The sequence below is a fragment of the Bacteroides sp. M10 genome, assembly GCF_014334015.1.
GTDB lineage: Bacteria > Bacteroidota > Bacteroidia > Bacteroidales > Bacteroidaceae > Bacteroides > Bacteroides intestinigallinarum.
Map to the genome: position 1 here is coordinate 3,216,246 of NZ_CP060488.1, position 20,406 is coordinate 3,236,651.

Here is a 20,406-nt window from a genome sequence, read left to right on the forward strand (position 1 = left end):
CTCTTTTTAAACATAACTTCCTGCGCATCAAACGACTACATGCAGTTAGCAATCAATTGAGGATAGGATTTGAACAATTAGCACCATTAATATCTTTTTTACCTATTATGAGTTATCCGGTATGCGAATCTTTCTTCGTTCCACTATAGTTATCTTTGCGTTTGACTATAGTTATCCGCAAGGGTAACTATAGTGTACTTTGCGGATAACTATAGTGGAACGAAAAAAGGATAGCGATCGGAATGAAATCGATTAGCAAAAGAAGGAAATAAAAATAGCAGTGAAAAACTATCTATACTATAGCAATTGGTCAAGTACGGCACGGAACACCTTATCGGCATGTTCTTGCATAATCTTAATATAATTAAAGATAGGACGGTTATTTTTCATACTGTGTCCGATACAGTATTCTATTTTTTCAATTTGAATGCCTAAATCATATCCGTGTTGTGCAAATGTCTTTCGAGCGGAATAGTAAGTAACCTTTTTCTTTACCCCCGAAAGTTCTGTTACCTTATTTATATGTCGGAAGACTAAACTATATATTTGTTTATAAGATGAATATTTACCAAACTGCAAATGTCCATTTCTCGACATATATTTATCTATGAGCACTTTTGCTTCAGGCTGCAAAGTAAATACAATTTCATTTTTTCCTTTCTTGCTATTACGTGTTTTGTGACGCACATAACGCATATCGTTCTTATTTTTAAAATCATATACTAATAAATCTCTCAGGTTAATACCGCCTAAATAATAGGTAAGCATAAAAATATCTCTCACCATGGATAAAGAAGGCTTTAAAAGCCGGACATCACGTATTCTCTTCAGTTCATCTATTGACAAATCAAGTTCCCGCACATTACTTGCCGGCATCTTAAAGAGGACAAAAGGATGAATGGAGTAAGATACATAATTCATCTTACCGGCATAATTTAATATCACCTTTATTAAAGTCAGATATATTCTGATAGTTGTATCTGCCAGATTCTCCTCGTGAAGAACTTTGGCAAATTCTTGGATATGTATAGGTGTCAATTGAATTAAAGGAAAATCCCCTTTCATATATTTGACTAATCTTTCGGAAGCTATCTTATAAAGTTTATAAGATTTCTCCCGCTCTTCTCCTTTCATGAAATTCATGTATTCTTTTGCAACAGCTTGAAAGGTTATACCTTTTTTCTTTTGTTCATAAGTAATTATACGTATAAGTTCGGTACATGAAATTGCTGGCAAATAGCTGATCGATGTAACAATTTCTTCATACTCATTGATTAGTTTCCGAAGACAGGCATTCATATTCGCTGCATTCTCATGCCTTACTACTCGACCATTTTTTAGTTGACTGGCAGAATCCAAAGTAAATTGGGTAGATATATATCTGGTTTGAGAATGATGTGCTACGGCTATCCTTATTCGATGTCTGCCATTTGATAATTTTTTAGTTGGAACAACTACAATTGAAAAATTCGCCATATCATTTTTAGGTTTATAAATTACTATTTTCCATACAATAAAATAGAAACAAAAAGGTTCATAGTCATTAGGAACTAATCGAATATCGCTCCCACAGCATGGAATATCGTGCAAAAGACGGTATTTTCCATGCATTTGTACGATTCTGCATTGCTATATCTTGATTAAGTCGTTATGTTTGCAACACTTTTTCACAGGTAGAGTGTGAAAAATTGCTTTTAAAAAGAGAATCTAACTTTTGTTTAACTTAACAGATATAGCTAATAGATATGGAAAACAACAAAAAAAATGCTTCATTTATTTCAATTGCTGGTTGGAAAAGAATGCAGCCATTGTCTTTTTTACTTTACGACGATTTTACTAATCAACAAAAATATGTTTAACTTTAAAAAACATGGTATGAAAAAAAACTATGTCACAACTGCTGTTGCCTTACTACTTTTAGCAGGATGTAGCAACGATATTAAAGAAACTGATATTCAGTTTACCGGTGACACGGGAGCGAAAGTTTCTTTTAGTGCAGTAATAAACAATCATGAGGCTAGCAATCTTGTTACAAGAGCTACGGAAACAAACTGGGAGGCAGAAGACTCGGTAGGAATCACTTGTGGTACGGAACAAGTGAATATTCATTACAAATACAAGGGCAATGGTCTTTTTGCAGCAAAAGGAGGAAATGCAGAAGAAATTTGGGTATTAGGTTCTGGAGAGTATGATGTAGTGGCATATGCTCCATTTTCTGGTACATCAGGTGAAGAACAACCTGTATTGGAAGTGACTACAGCCAGTGATAATCAAGCTACAGCAGAAGAACGTGCGAAGATAGATTTTCTTTTTGCCAAAGGGAAGGTTACATCACAAACCCCGAACGTGACATTAGCATTCAATCATGTGATGAGTCGTATTAGATTGGAGTTTCAAGCCGGTGATGGTGTGGACTTGGCAGATATAACCTGTTATCTTATTGGACTTAAGAACAATGGTACATTTAATCCTAAAACAGGGGAGACAACAGTAAGTGAAGATCCTGTTACGGACAAAGATGATATTTATTGGGATAAAATAGGAGAGCAGGATAATTATACAGTACAAGCTATTTTACTGCCACAGAAGGTGCAAGGCAAGGTAACTATCCAAGCTAGAATGAACGGTTATCTTTATGAAGCCGAGTTTGCTAACCTGACAGAATTGAAATCGGGATTTTCTTATAATTATATCATCAAGACAAATAAATACGAGGACAATAATTATGTGTTGACAATTACAGAACAAACGCAAATAATAGGATGGGAAGATGAAAACCACGATCCTATAACATCCGACCCTAGTATAGCTGAAACTGGAACAGAGATAACCAACCCTAGTTGGAATATTACAGAAGAAACCGTAACTCCACAGCCTGTTGTGAAGTGATCTGTTTACCAATCTAGTATAGACAAAAAATGCTAAAAATATAAACATGAGATTTATGAAAGTATATAATTATATATCAATGCTTTTTCTGGCTGGCTCAGCCATAGTTGCGTCTTGCTCGCAAAATGAAGAACTGACCGGAGAAACCCCGGATTCTTTGCAGGGATTTCAGATTAGTGTGTCTGATGAAGGATTTATGGACGAAAGTGGCAAGACACGTGCTACAGAAAATGGATATACTACTCGATTTTCTAACGGAGATGCTATCGGTATATTTGCGGTAAGAGGAGAAACGGTGGTAGAGGATATCAAGAATCGGAAATTCACATTGACAGATGGCTATTGGGAATTGACTGATGGAGGGGATCCTATTGAATACAAAGGTTCACAATTTCAGCGGATGACTTTTTATGCATACTATCCGTATAATGCAAATGTAACTTTTGATCCGACTAAGGTAGATCCTTTTGAAACGTATGTCAACAATTGGAAAATTGGCGAAGAACAAAATGAAGGAAATTATACACAATATGATTTGATGACGAGTACAGGTAGTGTTCAGGGGGATCGTTTGAAAGGACAGATCGCTTTTACTATGCAACATCGGATGGCTCTTGCTGTTGTGAAGATGCCTAATTTGACATATAGCTTTACAAATGGTGGTATAGATGATTATTTATTACCATTAACTGCCGGTTCGTTTACTGTGAACAATACTCAAGCAACTCCTTATTATCAGGAAAGTACAAATACATACCGTTTTTTGGTTAATCCGAATAAAGAATTCTCAATCAAGGGTACTTATACAGGCGTGGGTGAAATGGAATATGAAGCTAAAGGTACTCTGGAAGGAGGAACAGCGAAGATGTATACCATCGAAGATAAAAGTAAGATTAACCATACTTTGCAGGTCGGGGATTATTTCTGTGCAGATGGAAAAATAGTTTCTGTAGATGCGGAAACAGTACCGGAAAATGTGATTGGTATTGTATGTTATGTAGGTAATTCACAGCCTAGCGTAACACATCCCGAACTTTATTCTGCAGAGATTGATGCTTTGCGTCGTGACTTTCCCGCTTGTACGCATGGAATAGTACTATCTATAAAGAATTCATTGGTAAAAGATGATGAACAAAACGATATTGCCTTGCAAATGTTTCATTCCAGTAAGGCAGGTTATTACTCTGATTGGTTTAATTCAGATGAAGATTGGAAAGATAAGTTTGTAGGCTGTAACACCGAGAAGGATGCTAACAAAAATGATGCTTCAAAGGTTTTTCCCGCATTGATGGGGTATAATAACACAAAAATACTCACTATGTGTTACGAAGGAATGGGTAGTACCTCTACTTGTGATTATGTTTATGACTACATCATGGCTTATCGTAAAGCAGAAGCCGTTCCTTCTGGTGTAACTCCTTGGTATCTACCTTCTGTGATGTGCTGGGATCAGGTTGCCAAGAATATGAGTGGCATTAATAGTAGTCTTCAGAAAGTAAATGGTGATAAGATGGTCACTTCTGATCTACCTGTAAATAACAAGGCTGCTGGGCACTATTGGAGTAGTACACAGCGTTCTGCAGTCAATCAATGGACACACAGCATGGGAAATGGAAGCTTTCACGTCACTTGCGAACGTGCTTCATGCGCCGGCTATTTCCGTATGATGCTCGCATTCTAAAATAAACATGACGGTATATAAAGTCCGTCAACTATACTTATATCATGAACATATACATATATGAATAAGAAAAACTTTATAAAGGGGACAACCTTACCTGTCGCTCTGTTTTTCACTATAGCAACTTTTGCACCTGCATGGGGATTGCAAACAGCTTCGGCAGCCGTCGAAGTTGTACAGCAGCAAAGTACTATAAAAGGAACAGTAGTAGATAGCCAAGGAGAACCGATAATTGGAGCAAGTGTACTTGCGGAAGGAACATCTAACGGTACAATTACCGATATTGACGGTGTATTTAGAATAAATGTACGTCCTGGTACGAAACTGAAAGTATCTTTTATAGGTTATACCGATAAAAAAGTCGTAGCAAAGAATGACATGAAAGTCATTTTGGTAGAGGATGTGACTGCTCTTGAGGAGGTGGAAATTGTAGCCTATGGTACCCAGAAGAAAGTGACCATGACAGGAGCTATCGCTAGTGTGAAAGGAGAAGAATTGACCCGTGTATCTGTAGGTTCGGTTTCCAATGTATTAGGAGGGCAGATGACAGGTTTGACTACTGTGCAATATTCTGGTGAGCCGGGAGCGGATGCCGCTGAAATTTTTATTCGTGGTAAAGCTACTTGGGAGAATTCTTCACCGTTAATTCAGGTAGACGGTGTGGATCGTGAAAGTATGAGTGATATCGACCCGAATGAAATTGAATCCATTTCTATCTTGAAAGATGCTTCGGCAACAGCCGTATTTGGTATTCGTGGAGCAAATGGGGTCATTCTGATTACAACTAAACGAGGAAAGGAAGGAAAGGCGAAAATTTCGTTTACTACTTCTGCTTCTGTGTTGATGCCTACAAAAATGGTAGAACAGGCAAGTTCTTATGATTATGCCCGTTTTCATAATCAAATGATGTCCGGTGATGGTAAATCTGCCTTATTTAGTGGTGATGTGATTCAAAAATTTGCGGATGGTTCCGATCCTATTCGTTTCCCCAATATACAATGGGCTGACTATATTATGAAAAGCTCTACGCTTCAGAGCCAGCATAACTTGAATATCTCGGGAGGAACAGATAAAGTACGTTATTTTATCTCTGCAGGTGCCTATACGCAAGGAGGACTTTTTAGTGAATTTGATCTTCCTTATAATTTAAGCTACCAGTACCGTCGGTTCAACTATCGTACAAATTTGGATATGGATGTCACCAAAACTACTACTTTGTCATTCAATATTAGTGGTAATGTGAATAATTCAGATCAACCGCGTACGAGTCAGGGATCTTCCGGATTGATTAAAAATATGTATTATGCTACTCCTTTCTCCAGTCCGGGAATCATAGACGGGAAATTGGTAAATTCGAGCGATGAAACTTATTCAGACGGACTGAAATTACCATTTACAGGAGGCACTGGTATGGGATATTATGGAAATGGATTCAGCCAGACTAGCAATAATTCGCTGAATGTGGATGTGATTCTGGACCAGAAAATGGACTTTTTGACTAAAGGACTTTCTTTTAAAGTGAAGGGATCTTATAACAGCTCGTTTACAGTTAATAAAGTTGGTTCTGGCGGGTCTATCGCTACATACACTCCTGTATTGATGGATGACGGTAGTATTGCTTATCGTAAGTTTGGAGAAAATACAGATGTGAAGTATTCGTATACTACAGGCAAAGCACGTAATTGGTATATGGAAGCCAGCTTTAATTATAATCGTACTTTTGGTGATCATACAGTGACAGCCTTGGTTTTGTATAATCAACAGAAAGAATATTATCCGAAAGTATATTCGGACATTCCTCATGGATATGTCGGATTAGTCGGACGTGTCACTTATGATTGGAAGAGTCGCTATATGGCAGAGTTTAATGTGGGTTATAACGGTTCGGAAAACTTTGCGTCTGATTTGCGCTTTTCTTATTTTCCGGCTGGTTCTATAGGTTGGGTGATGAGTGAAGAGAAGTTTTTCCGTCCTTTGAAATCGGTGGTTAGCTTTTTGAAATTACGTGCCAGTGTCGGTTTAGTAGGTAACGATAATATTGGGGGATCGCGGTTTATGTACATGGCTGATCCATATAATGTCGGTTTAGGTGATTTGGCTAACCGTGTAACAGCAAGTGGAGGAGCGACTAACGCTTGGGGATATGGGTTTGGAGTAGATAATGGTACTGTTAGTCTGGGTGCGCGTGAGGTAGCTAAGAATAATGCTGCTGTGACATGGGAAAAAGCCCTGAAGCGGAACTATGGTGTTGATATTAATTTCCTTGACGACCGTCTGAAAGCAACCTTTGAATATTATAAAGAACGTCGTAATGATATCCTTTTGCGTGATGGTACAGCTCCGGGAATGTTGGGGTTCATTACTCCATATTCAAATTTAGGAAGTGTAGACAGTTGGGGTTGGGAACTTTCTTTAAAATGGAACGATAAGATTGGTGATAATTTCCGTTATTGGGCGGGTATTAACCTTTCTTATAATCAGAATGAGATTCTTGAAAAGAAGGAAGCCCCGCAGAATAATTTATATCAATACCAGAAAGGACACCGTATCGGTTCGCGTAGCCAATATGTTTTCTGGCGCTTCTATGATGAGGAGACACCTGCTTTATATGAACAGACATTTAATCGTCCGTTCCCCACTCACGAGAGTATTCTTCAAAATGGAGATGCAGTATATGTTGACTTGAATGGTGACCGTAAGATTGATGCAAATGATGCAAGTTATGACTATGGCTTTACAGACGATCCTGAATATATGCTAGGTATTAATTTAGGATTCAGTTGGAAGAATCTGGAAATAAGTACTCAATGGACAGGGGCCTGGAACGTAAGTCGTATGATTTCGGATGTATTTCGTCAGCCGTTTTATTCATCTTCCAATAGCGAGCAGGGAGGATTGTTGGCATACCATTTGGACCACACATGGACACCGGAAAATCCGTCACAATCTTCGGAGTATCCGAGAGCTACCATTGATAATGCGAAGAATAACTATGCTACCTCCACTTTATATGAGAAAGATGCAAAATACTTGCGTTTGAAAACTCTTCAGGTGGCATACAATTTTCACTTCCCATTGATGAAGAAACTTGGACTGAATACATGTCAGTTGGCTTTTGCGGGATATAATTTGTGGACTATAACACCTTATTTGTGGGGTGATCCGGAGGCAAGAGCTACTAATGCACCTTCTTATCCATTGTCCAAGACTTATACGTTGAGCTTGAAATTAGGATTCTAAAATAGATAAAGGAAAGATACAATGAAATTACAAAATAAATGGTTCATCGGTGCGATGTTGGGAGCGGCGGTTTGTTTGGTTTCCACTTCATGTGTGGACGAAATTAAATTTGGAAACTCTTTTTTGGATAAGGCACCGGGCGGAAATGCTACTATTGACACTGTGTTCAATAGTGCTGAATATACGCGCCAATTTTTGAATACCTGTTACAGTAGACAGTATTACGGATTACCTTATAATACAGACAGTAACGGTAATATTCCTGATTCTTCCAGCCCTTATTTAGGAAAGAAGGATGCGCTAACAGACTGCTGGTCACTTTATTTTAGTGATGCGACTGTATATCAGCAGTATTATTTGGGTTCTCTCAATGCCAACTATGGCACGCGTGGTAATATCTTCCCATATACACGGGAAATGGTATGGGAAGTAGTGCGTTGGTGTTGGTTGTTAATGGAAAACATAGATAGAGTACCGGGCATGGATGACACTGAAAAAACACAGTTGGTGGCAGAAGCTAAATGTCTGATTGCGGCGCGTTATTTTGATATGTTCCGTCATTATGGAGGTCTTCCATTATTATACGCTTCATTCACCGGTACGGAGTCAGGTTATGAAATCCCCCGTGCTACGGTAGAGGATACTGTTAACTACATGATAAAGATGTTGGATGATGCCATCAATTCCGGTGGATTGGTGTGGGCTTATCCTGATGCCGATCTTGCTAGCAAGGCCGGACACTGGACAAAGGCCGGTGCTATGGCATTGAAATGTAAAATCTGGCAATTTGCTGCTTCTCCGTTGTTTAATGATGTCAATGGATATGCAGGAGGAAATTCAGAGGCTGAACAGCAACGTCTGGTATGGTACGGCGGCTATCATGCGGAACTTTGGGATAACTGTTTGAAGGCTTGTGAAGCATTCTTTAAAGAGCTGGAGAGTCAAGGCGGGTACAGTCTGAATAAGGCTTCGGAAGAAACACCGGAGCAGTATCGTCAGGCATATCGTATGGGATATATTCGTCAGAACAGCAAGGAGGTCTTGCATTCTGTTCGCACGAATATGTCGGACGCTTTCAATTCAAGTTCTTATATGTGGCATTCTTGGGCTGTTCCGTCACTTTGCCGTACTGAATATCCGCCTACACAGGAATATGTGGAGATGTTCCCATGGGCCGACGGCACTCCATTTGACTGGAAAAAGGCAGAAACAGAAGGTAAGTTGGATGAAATGTTCTTGACCGGAACATTTAAAAATGGAGAACAACTATTGTCGGAAATTGTATTAACCCGTGACCCTCGTCTGTATGAGCATTGCATGGTGAATGGATTACCAAAGATGTTAGACTGGAGTGCCGGAACAATGTCCGGTTTACCTTATGAATTGTGGGTCGGAGGATACGATGAAGGACAAAATGCAGCACTTGAATCAGGTAACTATGCGACTGGTTATAAAAATATGAAATATTATTTGGGAACAGAGTACCAACGTCAGTATACGCATTGGGTATATCTTCGTTTGTCTGACATTTATTTGACCTATGCAGAGGCCTTGCTTCAAGCCAAGAACGATTACCGGGGCGCTATTAATCAAATGAATATAGTACGTGCCCGCGTGGGATTAAAGAAAGATTTGGCGGAGTGTGTTACAGATAAGAATTTACTTTCTGACAAAGCTGCCTTATTGGAAGAATTGCTGTGTGAACGTGTTCGGGAATTGGGGCTTGAAGATAGCCGTTACTTTGATCTTATCCGTTACAAACGTGCCGATCGTTTCGAGAAGCGCCTGCACGGGTTACTCGCCTATCGTTTGGATGATACTGGTAATCGTATAACAGGGAATGCTAAATGGAATGAAGGAGATAAAAACAAAGGAGCATTGCAGCCTACTCGTTTTGAATATGAAAGGTTTGAATTATCCAAACCGGTTCGTCGGTGGTGGACATACGGATTTGATTCTAAATGGTATCTTTCTCCATTCCCGCAAACGGAAATTAACAAAGGATATGGACTAATTCAGAATCCGGGTTGGTAATGTGAGACAGCGAAATAGATTAAAACAATATTGAATATTGATTTATATGAGAAAAAATAAGATTCTGATACTGGCTTTACTGGTTTGTTTGAGCATTCCGGTCAGAGCGCAGAATACAGACAACAACATTATAGGTATTGTTGTTGATAAGTCGGGAAATCCAGTCTATGGAGCGTCCGTTAATGTGGAAGGTGGCGCAGTGGAGACTCGGGTTGAAACTGATAAAGACGGTAAATTCGAGATTGCGGTCGAGAAAGGACAACGCTTGAGTGTTGTTTCTGTCGACAAAGGCTCTACCACCGTTGTGGCAAAGACTGATGGTCCGATGACCATTGTGATGGGATATGCAGCTCAGACTATTGATGTGGGAGCTAACCGGACATTTAATCGTCATGAATCAACGGCAGCAGTTTCTACCACATATAATGAAGAGTTTAATAAGCGGTCTTCCCGGAATATATCCAATTCTCTATATGGATATGGATTGGGCCTTACTACTTTGCAGAATGCGGCTAGTACCGGGCTAATGGCAGATCCTACCTTCTATGTGCGTGGTTTGCAGAGCTTGTCAAGTAGTACACCGCTCGTGTTGGTTGACGGTTTGGAACGAGACATGAGTTTGGTAAGTCCGGAAGAAGTAGAATCCGTTTCCATCCTGAAAGATGCCGCGGCTGTGGCATTGTACGGATACAAAGGAGTGAACGGTGCGATCTTGATAACGACGAAGCGTGGTAAGTACAAAACAAAAGAGATAACGTTTACGTATGATCATATCATTAACACTCAGTCTCGACGTCCGGAATTTGTAGATGCGGCTACGTATGCTTCTGCAGTGAATGAAGCACGTGGATATGAAGGTTTGGGAGCTCGATATACTCCGGAAGAAGTCGATGCTTTTCGTAATGGAGTAGGCAGTGGTGGGGCTTCCCGTATGTACCCTTATCTTTATCCTAATGTGAACTGGATTGATGAAACTTTTAAAGACAGAGGAGTTTCTAATAAATACACGATCGAATTCCGAGGAGGAGGGGCAAAGTTCCGCTACTATACTATGGCGAATTTATTAACAGACAAAGGTTTTATCAAAACCCCGAATGCAAATGACGGATATTCTACACAGAATATGTATTCGCGTGCTAATTTGCGTACGAATCTGGATATTGATTTAACAGCTACTACCAAATTAAAGTTGAACCTTCTCGGTACATTGTCCGAATCCCGACTTCCGGGAGCTTCGGTTAACTTATGGGATATGATTTATTCGGTTCCTTCTGCAGCTTTTCCGGTTCGTACGGAAGATGGCAGTTGGGGAGGAAGCACTACTTGGGCGGGGACGTCGAATCCAGTCGCACAATCGCAGGGAGCTTCTTATTCTAAAGGACATTCTCGTAGTTTGTTTGCCGACCTTACCTTGTCACAAGATTTGTCTGGTTTGCTGAAAGGATTGGGAGCTAATTTTCGTTTAGCTTATGACAACTATTCCAATATTCTGGAAGACCATAGCAAGACTTATAAGTATGCCGGTTATGCAACAAGCTGGACAACTAACGGTCCGTTTTATACTGCTATTTCTGGTGGCGAATCCAGTGAAATGGGTTCGGGTGCGGGGATTGACAATTGGGCACGCCAATTTAACTTTGCAGGTAGTGTCGATTACAATCGTTCGTTCCAAAAGTGGGATGTGTATTCTCAATTGAAATGGGAGTATGAATATCGTGATTCTTACGGTCTGAACACTACTATCTATCGGCAAAATGTTTCTTGGTATAATCATGTAGGCTTCTCTAATCGCTACTATTTGGATCTGGCATTGGTAGGTTCGGCCTCTAGTTTATTGGCACCGGGACATAAATGGTCTTTCTCTCCTACCATTTCTGCTGCTTGGGTGCTTTCGGAAGAAAAATGGTTGAAAGAGGTGTCTTGGGTGAATTTCTTGAAATTACGTGCTTCATTTGGCGTGATCAATGTTGATTATCTGCCTAAAGACGGAGACGACACCGTTTACGATTATTGGGACCAGATTTATACGACTACCGGTACACAATATAAGTTTAACAGTAGTTACGACTCCGAATTCGGGAGTACTATTATCGGCCGTTTGGCAACTGCTAATTCGACACATGAGAAAGCGTATAAATATAATGTTGGTATTGATGCTGTGTTGTTCAATGGACTGAACGTGACGGCAGAAGGCTATTATCAACGGAGAAAAGATATTTGGGTATCTTCCGAAGGTAAATATACCAATGTATTGGGAGTGGATGCTCCGTTCGAGAATGCCGGGATCGTTGATAGTTATGGCATGGAACTAGGGCTTAACTATACGAAACGGTTAGGAGATGTAGTGTTCAACCTTGGCGGTAATTTTGCTTGGAATAAGAATGAAATTAAGGAGCAACTGGAAGAACCGCGTTTATATAATAATCTTGTGCAAACAGGAAATCGGTTGGGACAAGTGTATGGAATGATAGCTGAAGGTTTCTTCAAAGATGAAGAGGATATAGCAAATAGTCTTACGCAAAACTTTAGTACGGTAGTGCCGGGAGACATAAAATATAAAGATGTGAATGGAGACGGAATCATTGATGCCAATGATAAAACAGCTATCGGTTATAGTACGACAGCCCCGGAAATTTATTATTCTTTCCATTTGGGAGCGGAATGGAAAGGGATTGGAGTAGATGTAATGTTCCAGGGGACAGGTAACTATTCTGCTGTATTGAATACGAAGAGTATGTTTTGGCCGTTGATAAATAATACGACACTCTCTACTCATTATTATGAGAATCGTTGGACACCGGAAAATCAAAATGCCAAATATCCTCGTTTGAGTTCACAGAGTAATGCCAATAACTATCAGGCTAATACGGTTTGGTTGGCAGACCGGTCATTTTTGAAGTTACGTAATGCGGAGGTGTATTACAGATTTCCGAAAGAATTGATGAAGAAGACTAAGATATTAGGGAGTGCCAAGTTATATGTCAGAGGAACAGACTTGTTCTGTTCGGATCATATTGATGTGGCAGATCCGGAATGTTATGGTGTAGCGACTCCGCTGAATAAGAGTGTAGTAGTCGGTGTTACGATTGGTTTTTAATCATAAAAACAAAGCGAAAGAATGAAACTGAAAAACATTATCTACGGAATGATGTGTGTAGCCACACTCGGTTCCTGCTCAGATAAGATGGAATATCATGAGTACAATAACTATGATGAGGATTTTGTGAAGCTCAACTTCGGTAATGTGGGAGGGCTGATAACAAATATCTATTTGTCCATGGATGTGGACTTTGGAAATTATAGCGGGGCAATTCTTGGTTCTGCTACAGATGAGTCCGAATATGCTTATACGGGAAACCAGATTGAAGACTTTTACAATGGCTCTTGGAGTCCGTCGAATGCTAAAAGTAGCATGTGGACGTCCTGTTATGAAGGGATAGCCAATTGTAATTTATATCTGGAGAAGTTTACCGGACTGACATTTCCCGAGTTGGCTTTGAACAGTGATTATGCACAACAGATGTTCCGTTATACCAATTACCAGTATGAGGTGCGTTTCCTTCGTGCGTATTTCTACTTTAACTTGGTACGGCAATATGGAGATGTGCCGTTTAGTGACCATATATTAACGGCCGAAGAATCGAATACATTATCGCGCAGACCGGCACAGGAGATTTTTGATTATATCATAGCCGAATGTGATGATATAAAGGATAAGATTATTGTCGATTACAGTAAACTGGGGGATATGGCATTACCTAGTAGCCCGGCGGAAACAGGACGTGCCAATCGTAAAACGGTATTGGCCTTGAAAGCTCGTGCAGCATTGTATGCGGCAAGTCCTTTGTTTAACCCGACTGATGATAAAGAGCTGTGGTATCGTGCAGCTAAAGCCAATAAGGAAATCTTGGATGATAGTAATGGGTTTGCTGAAAAGGCAAAACTCTTAGTGGATGATTATTCGTCACTTTGGAGTAAGGACAATTACAATGACGCTACTAATGAAATTATTTTTCTCCGTCGTGCCACTACTACCACTAATTCTTTTGAGGGATATAACTTCCCGGTAGGGCTGGAAAATTGTAAAGGTGGAAACTGTCCCACGCAGACATTGGTAGATGCGTATGAGATGAAGGATACAGGGATGCGTCCGGACGAGTTGGATAACTACGATCCTGCTAATCCCTATTATACCAACCGCGACCCTCGTTTCTATCTGACTATTGCCAAGAATGGAGATGAAAAGTGGCCTAACTGGAATACTGTTCCTTTGCAAACTTATCAGGGCGGACTAAATGCGGAACCTTTGAGTGGCGGTACTCCGACAGGCTATTACCTGAAGAAGTATTGTCAGACGGCAGTGGACTTGCGTGCCGGTACAGCTTCAAAGACTTATCATTCATGGATTACGTTCCGTTTTGGGGAGTTCTATTTGAATTATGCGGAGGCTGTATATAAGTATCTAGGTAGTCCGTATGCAACGGATAGTGAATTTACAACTTCGGCTGTAGATGCTATCAAAGTAGTTCGTACGCGTGCCGAAATGCCCGGATTCCCTCAAGGGATGACCAATGATGCTTTCTGGAAGAAATATCAGAATGAACGTATGGTAGAATTAGCTTTTGAAGGACATCGTTTTTGGGATGTACGCCGTTGGAAGGAGGGTGACAAACATTTCAAGAACATTGTTGAAATGAAGATTACGAGGAATGGGGATGATACTTATACGTATGAGCGTAAGGTAAAAGAAAGAAGTTGGGATGATAAGATGTATTTCTTCCCGATTCCTCAGAGTGAAAAATCGAAAAATCCTAATTTAGAGCAGAATCCGGGGTGGTAATCCATAACTGGAATGCTGACAAATAGTGATAATGTTCTTGCATAGAACAGATGTTAATGTTTAAAAAACGAAAGAAATGAAGAAACATTATATAGTATTGGGGTTGTTTTGTTTGCTGGCGATAGTTGCCTGTTCAGATAATGACCCCGTCGTTGAAGTGAACAATGACAACCCAACAGAAGAATTGCCTCCTCTGCCGACCGAGGTCATAACGGGTAGTCGTGCCATGTGGGTGAGTTATGATCCTATTTCAGCTTCTGATTCCAATAATTCATCGGGGATTTCATCCGCATTGATTAGCTGGAGATTATTGAAGACTGATCCGTCTAATATTGCTTTTGATATTTATAAGTCGGTAGACGGCGAGGCAGAAGTGAAATTGAATGAGGAACCTATTTCAAATACGACTTCCTGGGTGGATGCAGATATTGATGTATCAAAAACGAATGTATATCGGGTCACTCTTGCCAATCAGACTGAAACGCTTTGCGATTATACGTTTACCTCTGAAATGGCAGAAAAGTTTTATCATGAGATTAGATTAAACTTGAATGTACCTGATGCATCGATTACATATTCTCCTGATGATATTCAGCTAGGTGATTTGGATGGCGACGGTGAACTGGAGATTGTGGTAAAGAGAGAACCATATGACGGGGCGAATATGGGAGTTTGGTTTAATGGTACTACTTTATTGGAAGCCTATAAAATGGACGGGACTTTCTTGTGGCAAATAGATTTAGGTATTAATATTCGCTCAGGGTCACACTATACTTCTTATATTTTGTATGATTTTGACGGTGACGGTTTGTGCGAAATAGCTTTCCGTTCGTCCGAAGGCACCAAGTTTGCTGATGGAAAGATTATAACTGATGCAAACGGTAAGATAAATGATTATCGTAACCGCCAAACAGATGGTAAAGGTTGGTACTCCGGAGCGGCTATTGCGAGAGATCCGAATGACCCGTCTACAGCTACTACTTGCGGTTTGATAATGGAAGGTCCTGAATATATTTCTATTTGCAGGGGATATGACGGACGTGAAATAACTCGTATAGACAATATTCCACGTGGAGGAGAAGGATCGAAAGTGTCACGTGCCAAGTATTGGAGTGAATATTGGGGAGATGATTTTGGCAATCGTATGGACCGTTTCTTTATCGGAGTTGCTTATCTGGATGGTATTCCTGATGAAGCAACCGGAGTGAGAACTACTAATCCAAGTTTGATAATCAGTAGGGGGATCTATAAAAACTGGCAAGTATGGGCACTTGATTTGAAAGGTAATGAGTTGGTCCCACGTTGGAAATTTGATACGGCGGATCATGCATCCAAATGGAAGGGTATGTGTTCACACTGTTTTCGTGTAGCCGATTTGGATGGTGACGGTAAGGATGAAATTTTATACGGTTCGGCAGCAATTGATGATGATGGAAGCGAATTATGGTGTAACGGAAATGGACATGGAGATATATTGCATGTCGGAAAATTCATTAAAGACCGTTCCGGATTGCAGATTGTTGCTTCCTTTGAAGAAGCAAAAGATTATGAAGGGCAGGGAAATGGATATGCTTGTCAGGTAATTAATGCAAGAGATGGTAGTATGATTACTGGTCATGGAAGAAATTTACCGGTAGATGCAAGTGATGTCGGGCGTTGTATAGTAGCGGATGTTGATCCAGATAGTCCGGATTTTGAATATTGGTCTTCTACGCAAGAAGGTATGTTCAGTTGTAATGGTACCGGATTGGTTTCTACTACATATCCTACTGGAATTGGTAGTGGAGTTATGTATAATGTGGCTATTTATTGGAGTGGCCAGTCTACTAGGGAAATGTTAGACCGCGGTTGTATTGTGAGTTATAAAGCTAATCCTGATGTAAACAAGTCAAATAAGAATCGTCTGATAGCTTTTGACCTTTATGGCAGTAATCAGGGAAATCATGCTTCAAAATACAATCCTTGTTATTATGGAGATTTTTTGGGTGACTATCGTGAAGAGGTTATTTTAGGTTCAAGTGATTATAAATCAATTTATATATTTTCTACGAATCATCCTACCACTCACCGTCTACCGCACTTGATGACAGACCATAACTATGATATGTCTCAGGCTATGCAGAACATGGGATATAATCAGGGAACTAACCTTGGTTATTATGTAGGCGCCGAAACTTTGAAGAAATCCGAAACGGAAGAACCGAAAGAATAGGAAAAGTCTTATTCTATTTAGTATAAGTTTATTAAGGAAAGAACAATCCGGCCATCTTGTCGGGTTGTTCTTTTTTTTGTATTTGCACGAATCGCCATATAAATGGATGATATTCCATTTCTTTATTAATCGGCTCTCCTTATTTTTGCAGTGTGACATAGCTTATTGACGTATGAAGAACATATTTCCTCTTTTGTTCCTTTTCATCACTTTGGGAATGAACATGAATGCACAAGACAATCAAGTCTCCGGGCTCAACGCCCGCCAGTTTCATAAATATTGGAAGGTCGAATCGGAGTCTCCTGATTATAAAGTGACATTTATCGGTGATACAGCCGAAATCGTTTCTCCCAAAGGGCTTACTCTCTGGCGAAAAGAAAAGATGAATGGACGGGTAACGATTGAATATGACGCGTGCATAGTTGTAGAAAAAGAAGGAGACCGATTGAGTGATTTGAATTGTTTCTGGATGGCTTCGGATCCTACCTGTCCTGATAATATCTGGAAACGTGAAAAGTGGCGTAACGGAATCTTTCTGAATTGTTATTCCCTGCAACTCTACTATATGGGATATGGCGGGAATTATAACTCCACTACGCGCTTCCGCCGTTATGACGGTAATGAAGCAGGGATTACAGATCCTAAAGCGCGTCCTGCTATATGGAAAGAATATACGGATGCCGATCATTTGCTAAAGGCAAATCACTGGTATCACATCAAGATAACCAATGAAGATAATAGGATTAGTTATTACATAGACGGCAAGCAACTGGTGGACTTCCGCGATGCCGAACCTCTGACTGAAGGATGGTTCGGCTTTCGTACCACCTTATCGCGTACCCGCATTACGAACTTTCGTTATGAATGTTCACCGCAACAGACATCTGCCGTTCCTTTGCATTGGATAGGTGATATTCCTGAACAGGATAAAGCGGTAAGTTTCGGAGTCCCTTTTGATGAAGGAGATGTATTTCCTGCAACTCCGTTACAGCTAAAAGTGAATGAATATCAAGATATTCCGGTGGATACCTGGCCATTAGCCTATTGGCCGGATGGTTCTGTGAAATGGAGTGGAGTTGCCGGAGTCATTCCTGCCGGGACAGAAAGATTGACATTAGAAAAAGCCTCTAAGAAAGTAAAAACTACTAATAAACAGCCTAAGGCTTCTATCTCTATCACTGAAACACCTGAAAATATTCAAGTAGAAACAGGAGTGCTTTCCGTATATATTCCCCGGCACGGAGAGTTTCTGATTGATAGCTTGCTGTATAAAGGAACTAAAGTAGGGGAGAAAGCGCGTCTTGTCTGTAGTACTCAAAGCGGACCAGTTCTTGAAAATACCTCCCGGGTCTCCTTTTTTCATTATGCAGGAGAAATAAAGTCAGTAAGTATCGAACGCGCTGGTTCTGTGCGGACACTTGTCAAGCTGGAAGGTGTACATCGGAATAGGAATAAGGGAATTTCTACCGATAACTCTAACTCTGAAGATGACAGTCTGAATAATCGTGAGTGGCTTCCTTTTGTTGTCCGCCTCTATTTTTATGCTGGTAGTGAACAAATAAAAATGGTGCATAGCTTTATCTATGACGGCGATCAGAAGATGGATTTCATCCGTAGTCTGGGCATTCGTTTCGATGTTCCGATGCGTGAAGCCCTGTATAATCGTCACGTCGCTTTTTCGTGTGCGGATGGAGGAGTCTGGAGTGAACCGGTGCAACCATTAGTGGGGCGACGTATGCTTACCATGCCACAGATACAAGATGATCTATCTTTGCAACAGCAACAGATGGAGGGAAAACGTATTCCTCCTTATGAAGCTTTTGACGAGAAAAATCGGGAATTGCTTAATGACTGGGCTTCATGGAATGACTACCGCCTGTCTCAACTTACGGCTGACGCATTTTCCATTCGTAAACGCACTAATGGTGATGCTCCCTGGATAGGGACTTTCTCCGGTACCCGTAGTGACGGTTATGCTTTTGCCGGTGATATAACAGGTGGACTGGGACTTTGCTTGCATGACTTCTGGCAATCTTATCCGTCTTCTATCGAAATTTCAGATGCAAGAACTCCGGTTGCCACGCTTACTGCCTGGCTGTGGAGTCCGGATGCAGAACCGATGGACTTACGCCACTATGATAATGTGGCTCACGGCCTGAATGCCAGCTATGAAGATGTGCAGGAAGGAATGAGTACTCCCTATGGTATTGCCCGCACCACCACGCTCACTCTCGTTCCGCAAGGAGGCTACACAGGAAAGAAAACTTTTGCGGATGACGCCCGACAGCTCTCTGCCACCAGCATATTAATGCCAACTCCGGAATACCTGCATAACCGTCGGGCTTTTGGAATATGGAGCCTCCCCGATCGCAGTACTTCTTTTCGTACCCGTGTGGAAGAGCGTCTGGACGCTTACATCCACTTCTACCAGAAAGCCATTGAACAGAACAAATGGTATGGCTTCTGGAATTATGGTGATGTGATGCACGCTTATGATCCTGTCCGTCATACCTGGCGTTATGATATCGGAGGCTTTGCCTGGGATAATACGGAACTTGCTTCCAATATGTGGCTTTGGTATAATTTTCTCCGTACCGGCCGTGCCGACATCTGGCGTATGGCTGAAGCCATGACCCGGCATACGGGTGAAGTCGACGTTTACCACATCGGTCCGAATGCCGGATTGGGTAGCCGTCATAATGTGAGTCATTGGGGATGTGGTGCAAAAGAAGCACGAATCAGTCAGGCCGCCTGGAACCGTTTCTACCATTATCTCACCACTGACGAACGCTCCGGAGACTTAATGACCGAAGTCAAAGATGCCGACCATAAACTCTACGAACTAGACCCTATGCGTCTGGCTCAACCTCGCAGTGAATATCCTTGCACTGCACCTGCCCGTTTGCGTATCGGTCCCGACTGGCTGGCCTATGCAGGTAATTGGATGACAGAGTGGGAGCGTACAGGTAACACGGTTTATCGTGATAAAATCATAGCAGGAATGAAGAGTATTTCCGCCTTACCCAACCGCCTGTTTACCGGCCCAAAAGCTCTGGGATTTGATCCAGAAACAGGCATCATCACAACCGAATGTGATCCGAAATTGGAATCGACTAATCATTTAATGACGATCATGGGTGGATTTGAGATTGCCAATGAAATGATGCGTATGATTGATATACCCGAATGGAAAGACGCCTGGCTTGACCATGCCGCGCGTTACAAGAAGAAAGCATGGGAACTTAGTCACAGCCGTTTCCGTATATCCCGTCTGATGGCTTATGCGGCTTATCATCTGCGTGATAGACAAATGGCAGAAGAAGCCTGGACGGACTTATTCACCCGTTTGGAACATACTCCTGCACCCTCTTTCCGTATCACGACCATCCTTCCACCGGAAGTTCCGGCTCCATTAGATGAATGTACAAGCATCAGCACGAATGATGCTGCCCTTTGGAGTCTCGACGCTATTTATATGCAGGAAGTTATTCCGAGGGATGAATAATTGAT

Annotated in this window: 9 protein-coding genes; 8 read left to right on the forward strand and 1 reads right to left on the reverse strand. The window is 41.1% G+C overall.

The window, feature by feature from the left end:
• Nucleotides 1-297: 297 nt before the first annotated feature.
• Nucleotides 298-1,476, reverse strand: a complete 1,179-nt coding sequence (locus tag H8796_RS11340) for a phage integrase SAM-like domain-containing protein (protein WP_117938159.1) — start codon at nt 1,474-1,476, stop codon at nt 298-300.
• 399 nt (nt 1,477-1,875) lie between these two features.
• On the opposite strand from H8796_RS11340, the gene H8796_RS11345 reads away from it, so the two are divergent.
• From H8796_RS11345 to H8796_RS11380, 8 genes are all read left to right on the forward strand, one after another.
• The gene (locus tag H8796_RS11345; RefSeq protein ID WP_158570833.1) at nt 1,876-2,889 is read left to right on the forward strand and encodes a fimbrillin family protein; all 1,014 of its coding nucleotides are present in this window, start codon (nt 1,876-1,878) and stop codon (nt 2,887-2,889) included.
• Nucleotides 2,890-2,944: 55 nt separating this feature from the next.
• Complete coding sequence (locus tag H8796_RS11350) at nt 2,945-4,570, forward strand: fimbrillin family protein (protein ID WP_117937014.1); 1,626 nt, start codon at nt 2,945-2,947, stop codon at nt 4,568-4,570.
• A gap of 60 nt (nt 4,571-4,630) precedes the next feature.
• On the forward strand, nt 4,631-7,810 hold the full coding sequence (locus H8796_RS11355; RefSeq protein WP_117937016.1) for a TonB-dependent receptor: 3,180 nt from the start codon (nt 4,631-4,633) through the stop codon (nt 7,808-7,810).
• Between the two features lie 21 nt (nt 7,811-7,831).
• Complete coding sequence (locus H8796_RS11360; protein ID WP_117937018.1) at nt 7,832-9,844, forward strand: RagB/SusD family nutrient uptake outer membrane protein; 2,013 nt, start codon at nt 7,832-7,834, stop codon at nt 9,842-9,844.
• A gap of 46 nt (nt 9,845-9,890) precedes the next feature.
• Entirely contained in the window at nt 9,891-12,941 is a 3,051-nt protein-coding gene (locus H8796_RS11365; RefSeq protein WP_117937020.1) for a SusC/RagA family TonB-linked outer membrane protein, read from the forward strand.
• Between the two features lie 21 nt (nt 12,942-12,962).
• Nucleotides 12,963-14,684, forward strand: coding sequence for a RagB/SusD family nutrient uptake outer membrane protein (locus tag H8796_RS11370; RefSeq protein ID WP_117937022.1), 1,722 nt, complete (start codon nt 12,963-12,965; stop codon nt 14,682-14,684).
• Nucleotides 14,685-14,760: 76 nt separating this feature from the next.
• Nucleotides 14,761-16,896 (forward strand): hypothetical protein, encoded by a 2,136-nt coding sequence (locus H8796_RS11375; protein WP_117937023.1) that lies wholly within the window; start codon nt 14,761-14,763, stop codon nt 16,894-16,896.
• A 172-nt stretch (nt 16,897-17,068) separates the two neighbouring features.
• A complete protein-coding gene (locus tag H8796_RS11380; protein ID WP_117937025.1) occupies nt 17,069-20,401 on the forward strand; it encodes a DUF6250 domain-containing protein in 3,333 nt (1,110 codons plus the stop codon).
• Nucleotides 20,402-20,406 lie beyond the last annotated feature (5 nt).

What these genes read in the sequence shown, in the direction of transcription:
- H8796_RS11340 (WP_117938159.1), bottom strand. Translation starts at nt 1,476, where the DNA reads ATGGCGAATTTTTCAATTGTAGTTGTTCCAACTAAAAAATTATCAAAT.
- H8796_RS11345 (WP_158570833.1), top strand. Translation starts at nt 1,876, where the DNA reads ATGAAAAAAAACTATGTCACAACTGCTGTTGCCTTACTACTTTTAGCA.
- H8796_RS11350 (WP_117937014.1), top strand. Translation starts at nt 2,945, where the DNA reads ATGAAAGTATATAATTATATATCAATGCTTTTTCTGGCTGGCTCAGCC.
- H8796_RS11355 (WP_117937016.1), top strand. Translation starts at nt 4,631, where the DNA reads ATGAATAAGAAAAACTTTATAAAGGGGACAACCTTACCTGTCGCTCTG.
- H8796_RS11360 (WP_117937018.1), top strand. Translation starts at nt 7,832, where the DNA reads ATGAAATTACAAAATAAATGGTTCATCGGTGCGATGTTGGGAGCGGCG.
- H8796_RS11365 (WP_117937020.1), top strand. Translation starts at nt 9,891, where the DNA reads ATGAGAAAAAATAAGATTCTGATACTGGCTTTACTGGTTTGTTTGAGC.
- H8796_RS11370 (WP_117937022.1), top strand. Translation starts at nt 12,963, where the DNA reads ATGAAACTGAAAAACATTATCTACGGAATGATGTGTGTAGCCACACTC.
- H8796_RS11375 (WP_117937023.1), top strand. Translation starts at nt 14,761, where the DNA reads ATGAAGAAACATTATATAGTATTGGGGTTGTTTTGTTTGCTGGCGATA.
- H8796_RS11380 (WP_117937025.1), top strand. Translation starts at nt 17,069, where the DNA reads ATGAAGAACATATTTCCTCTTTTGTTCCTTTTCATCACTTTGGGAATG.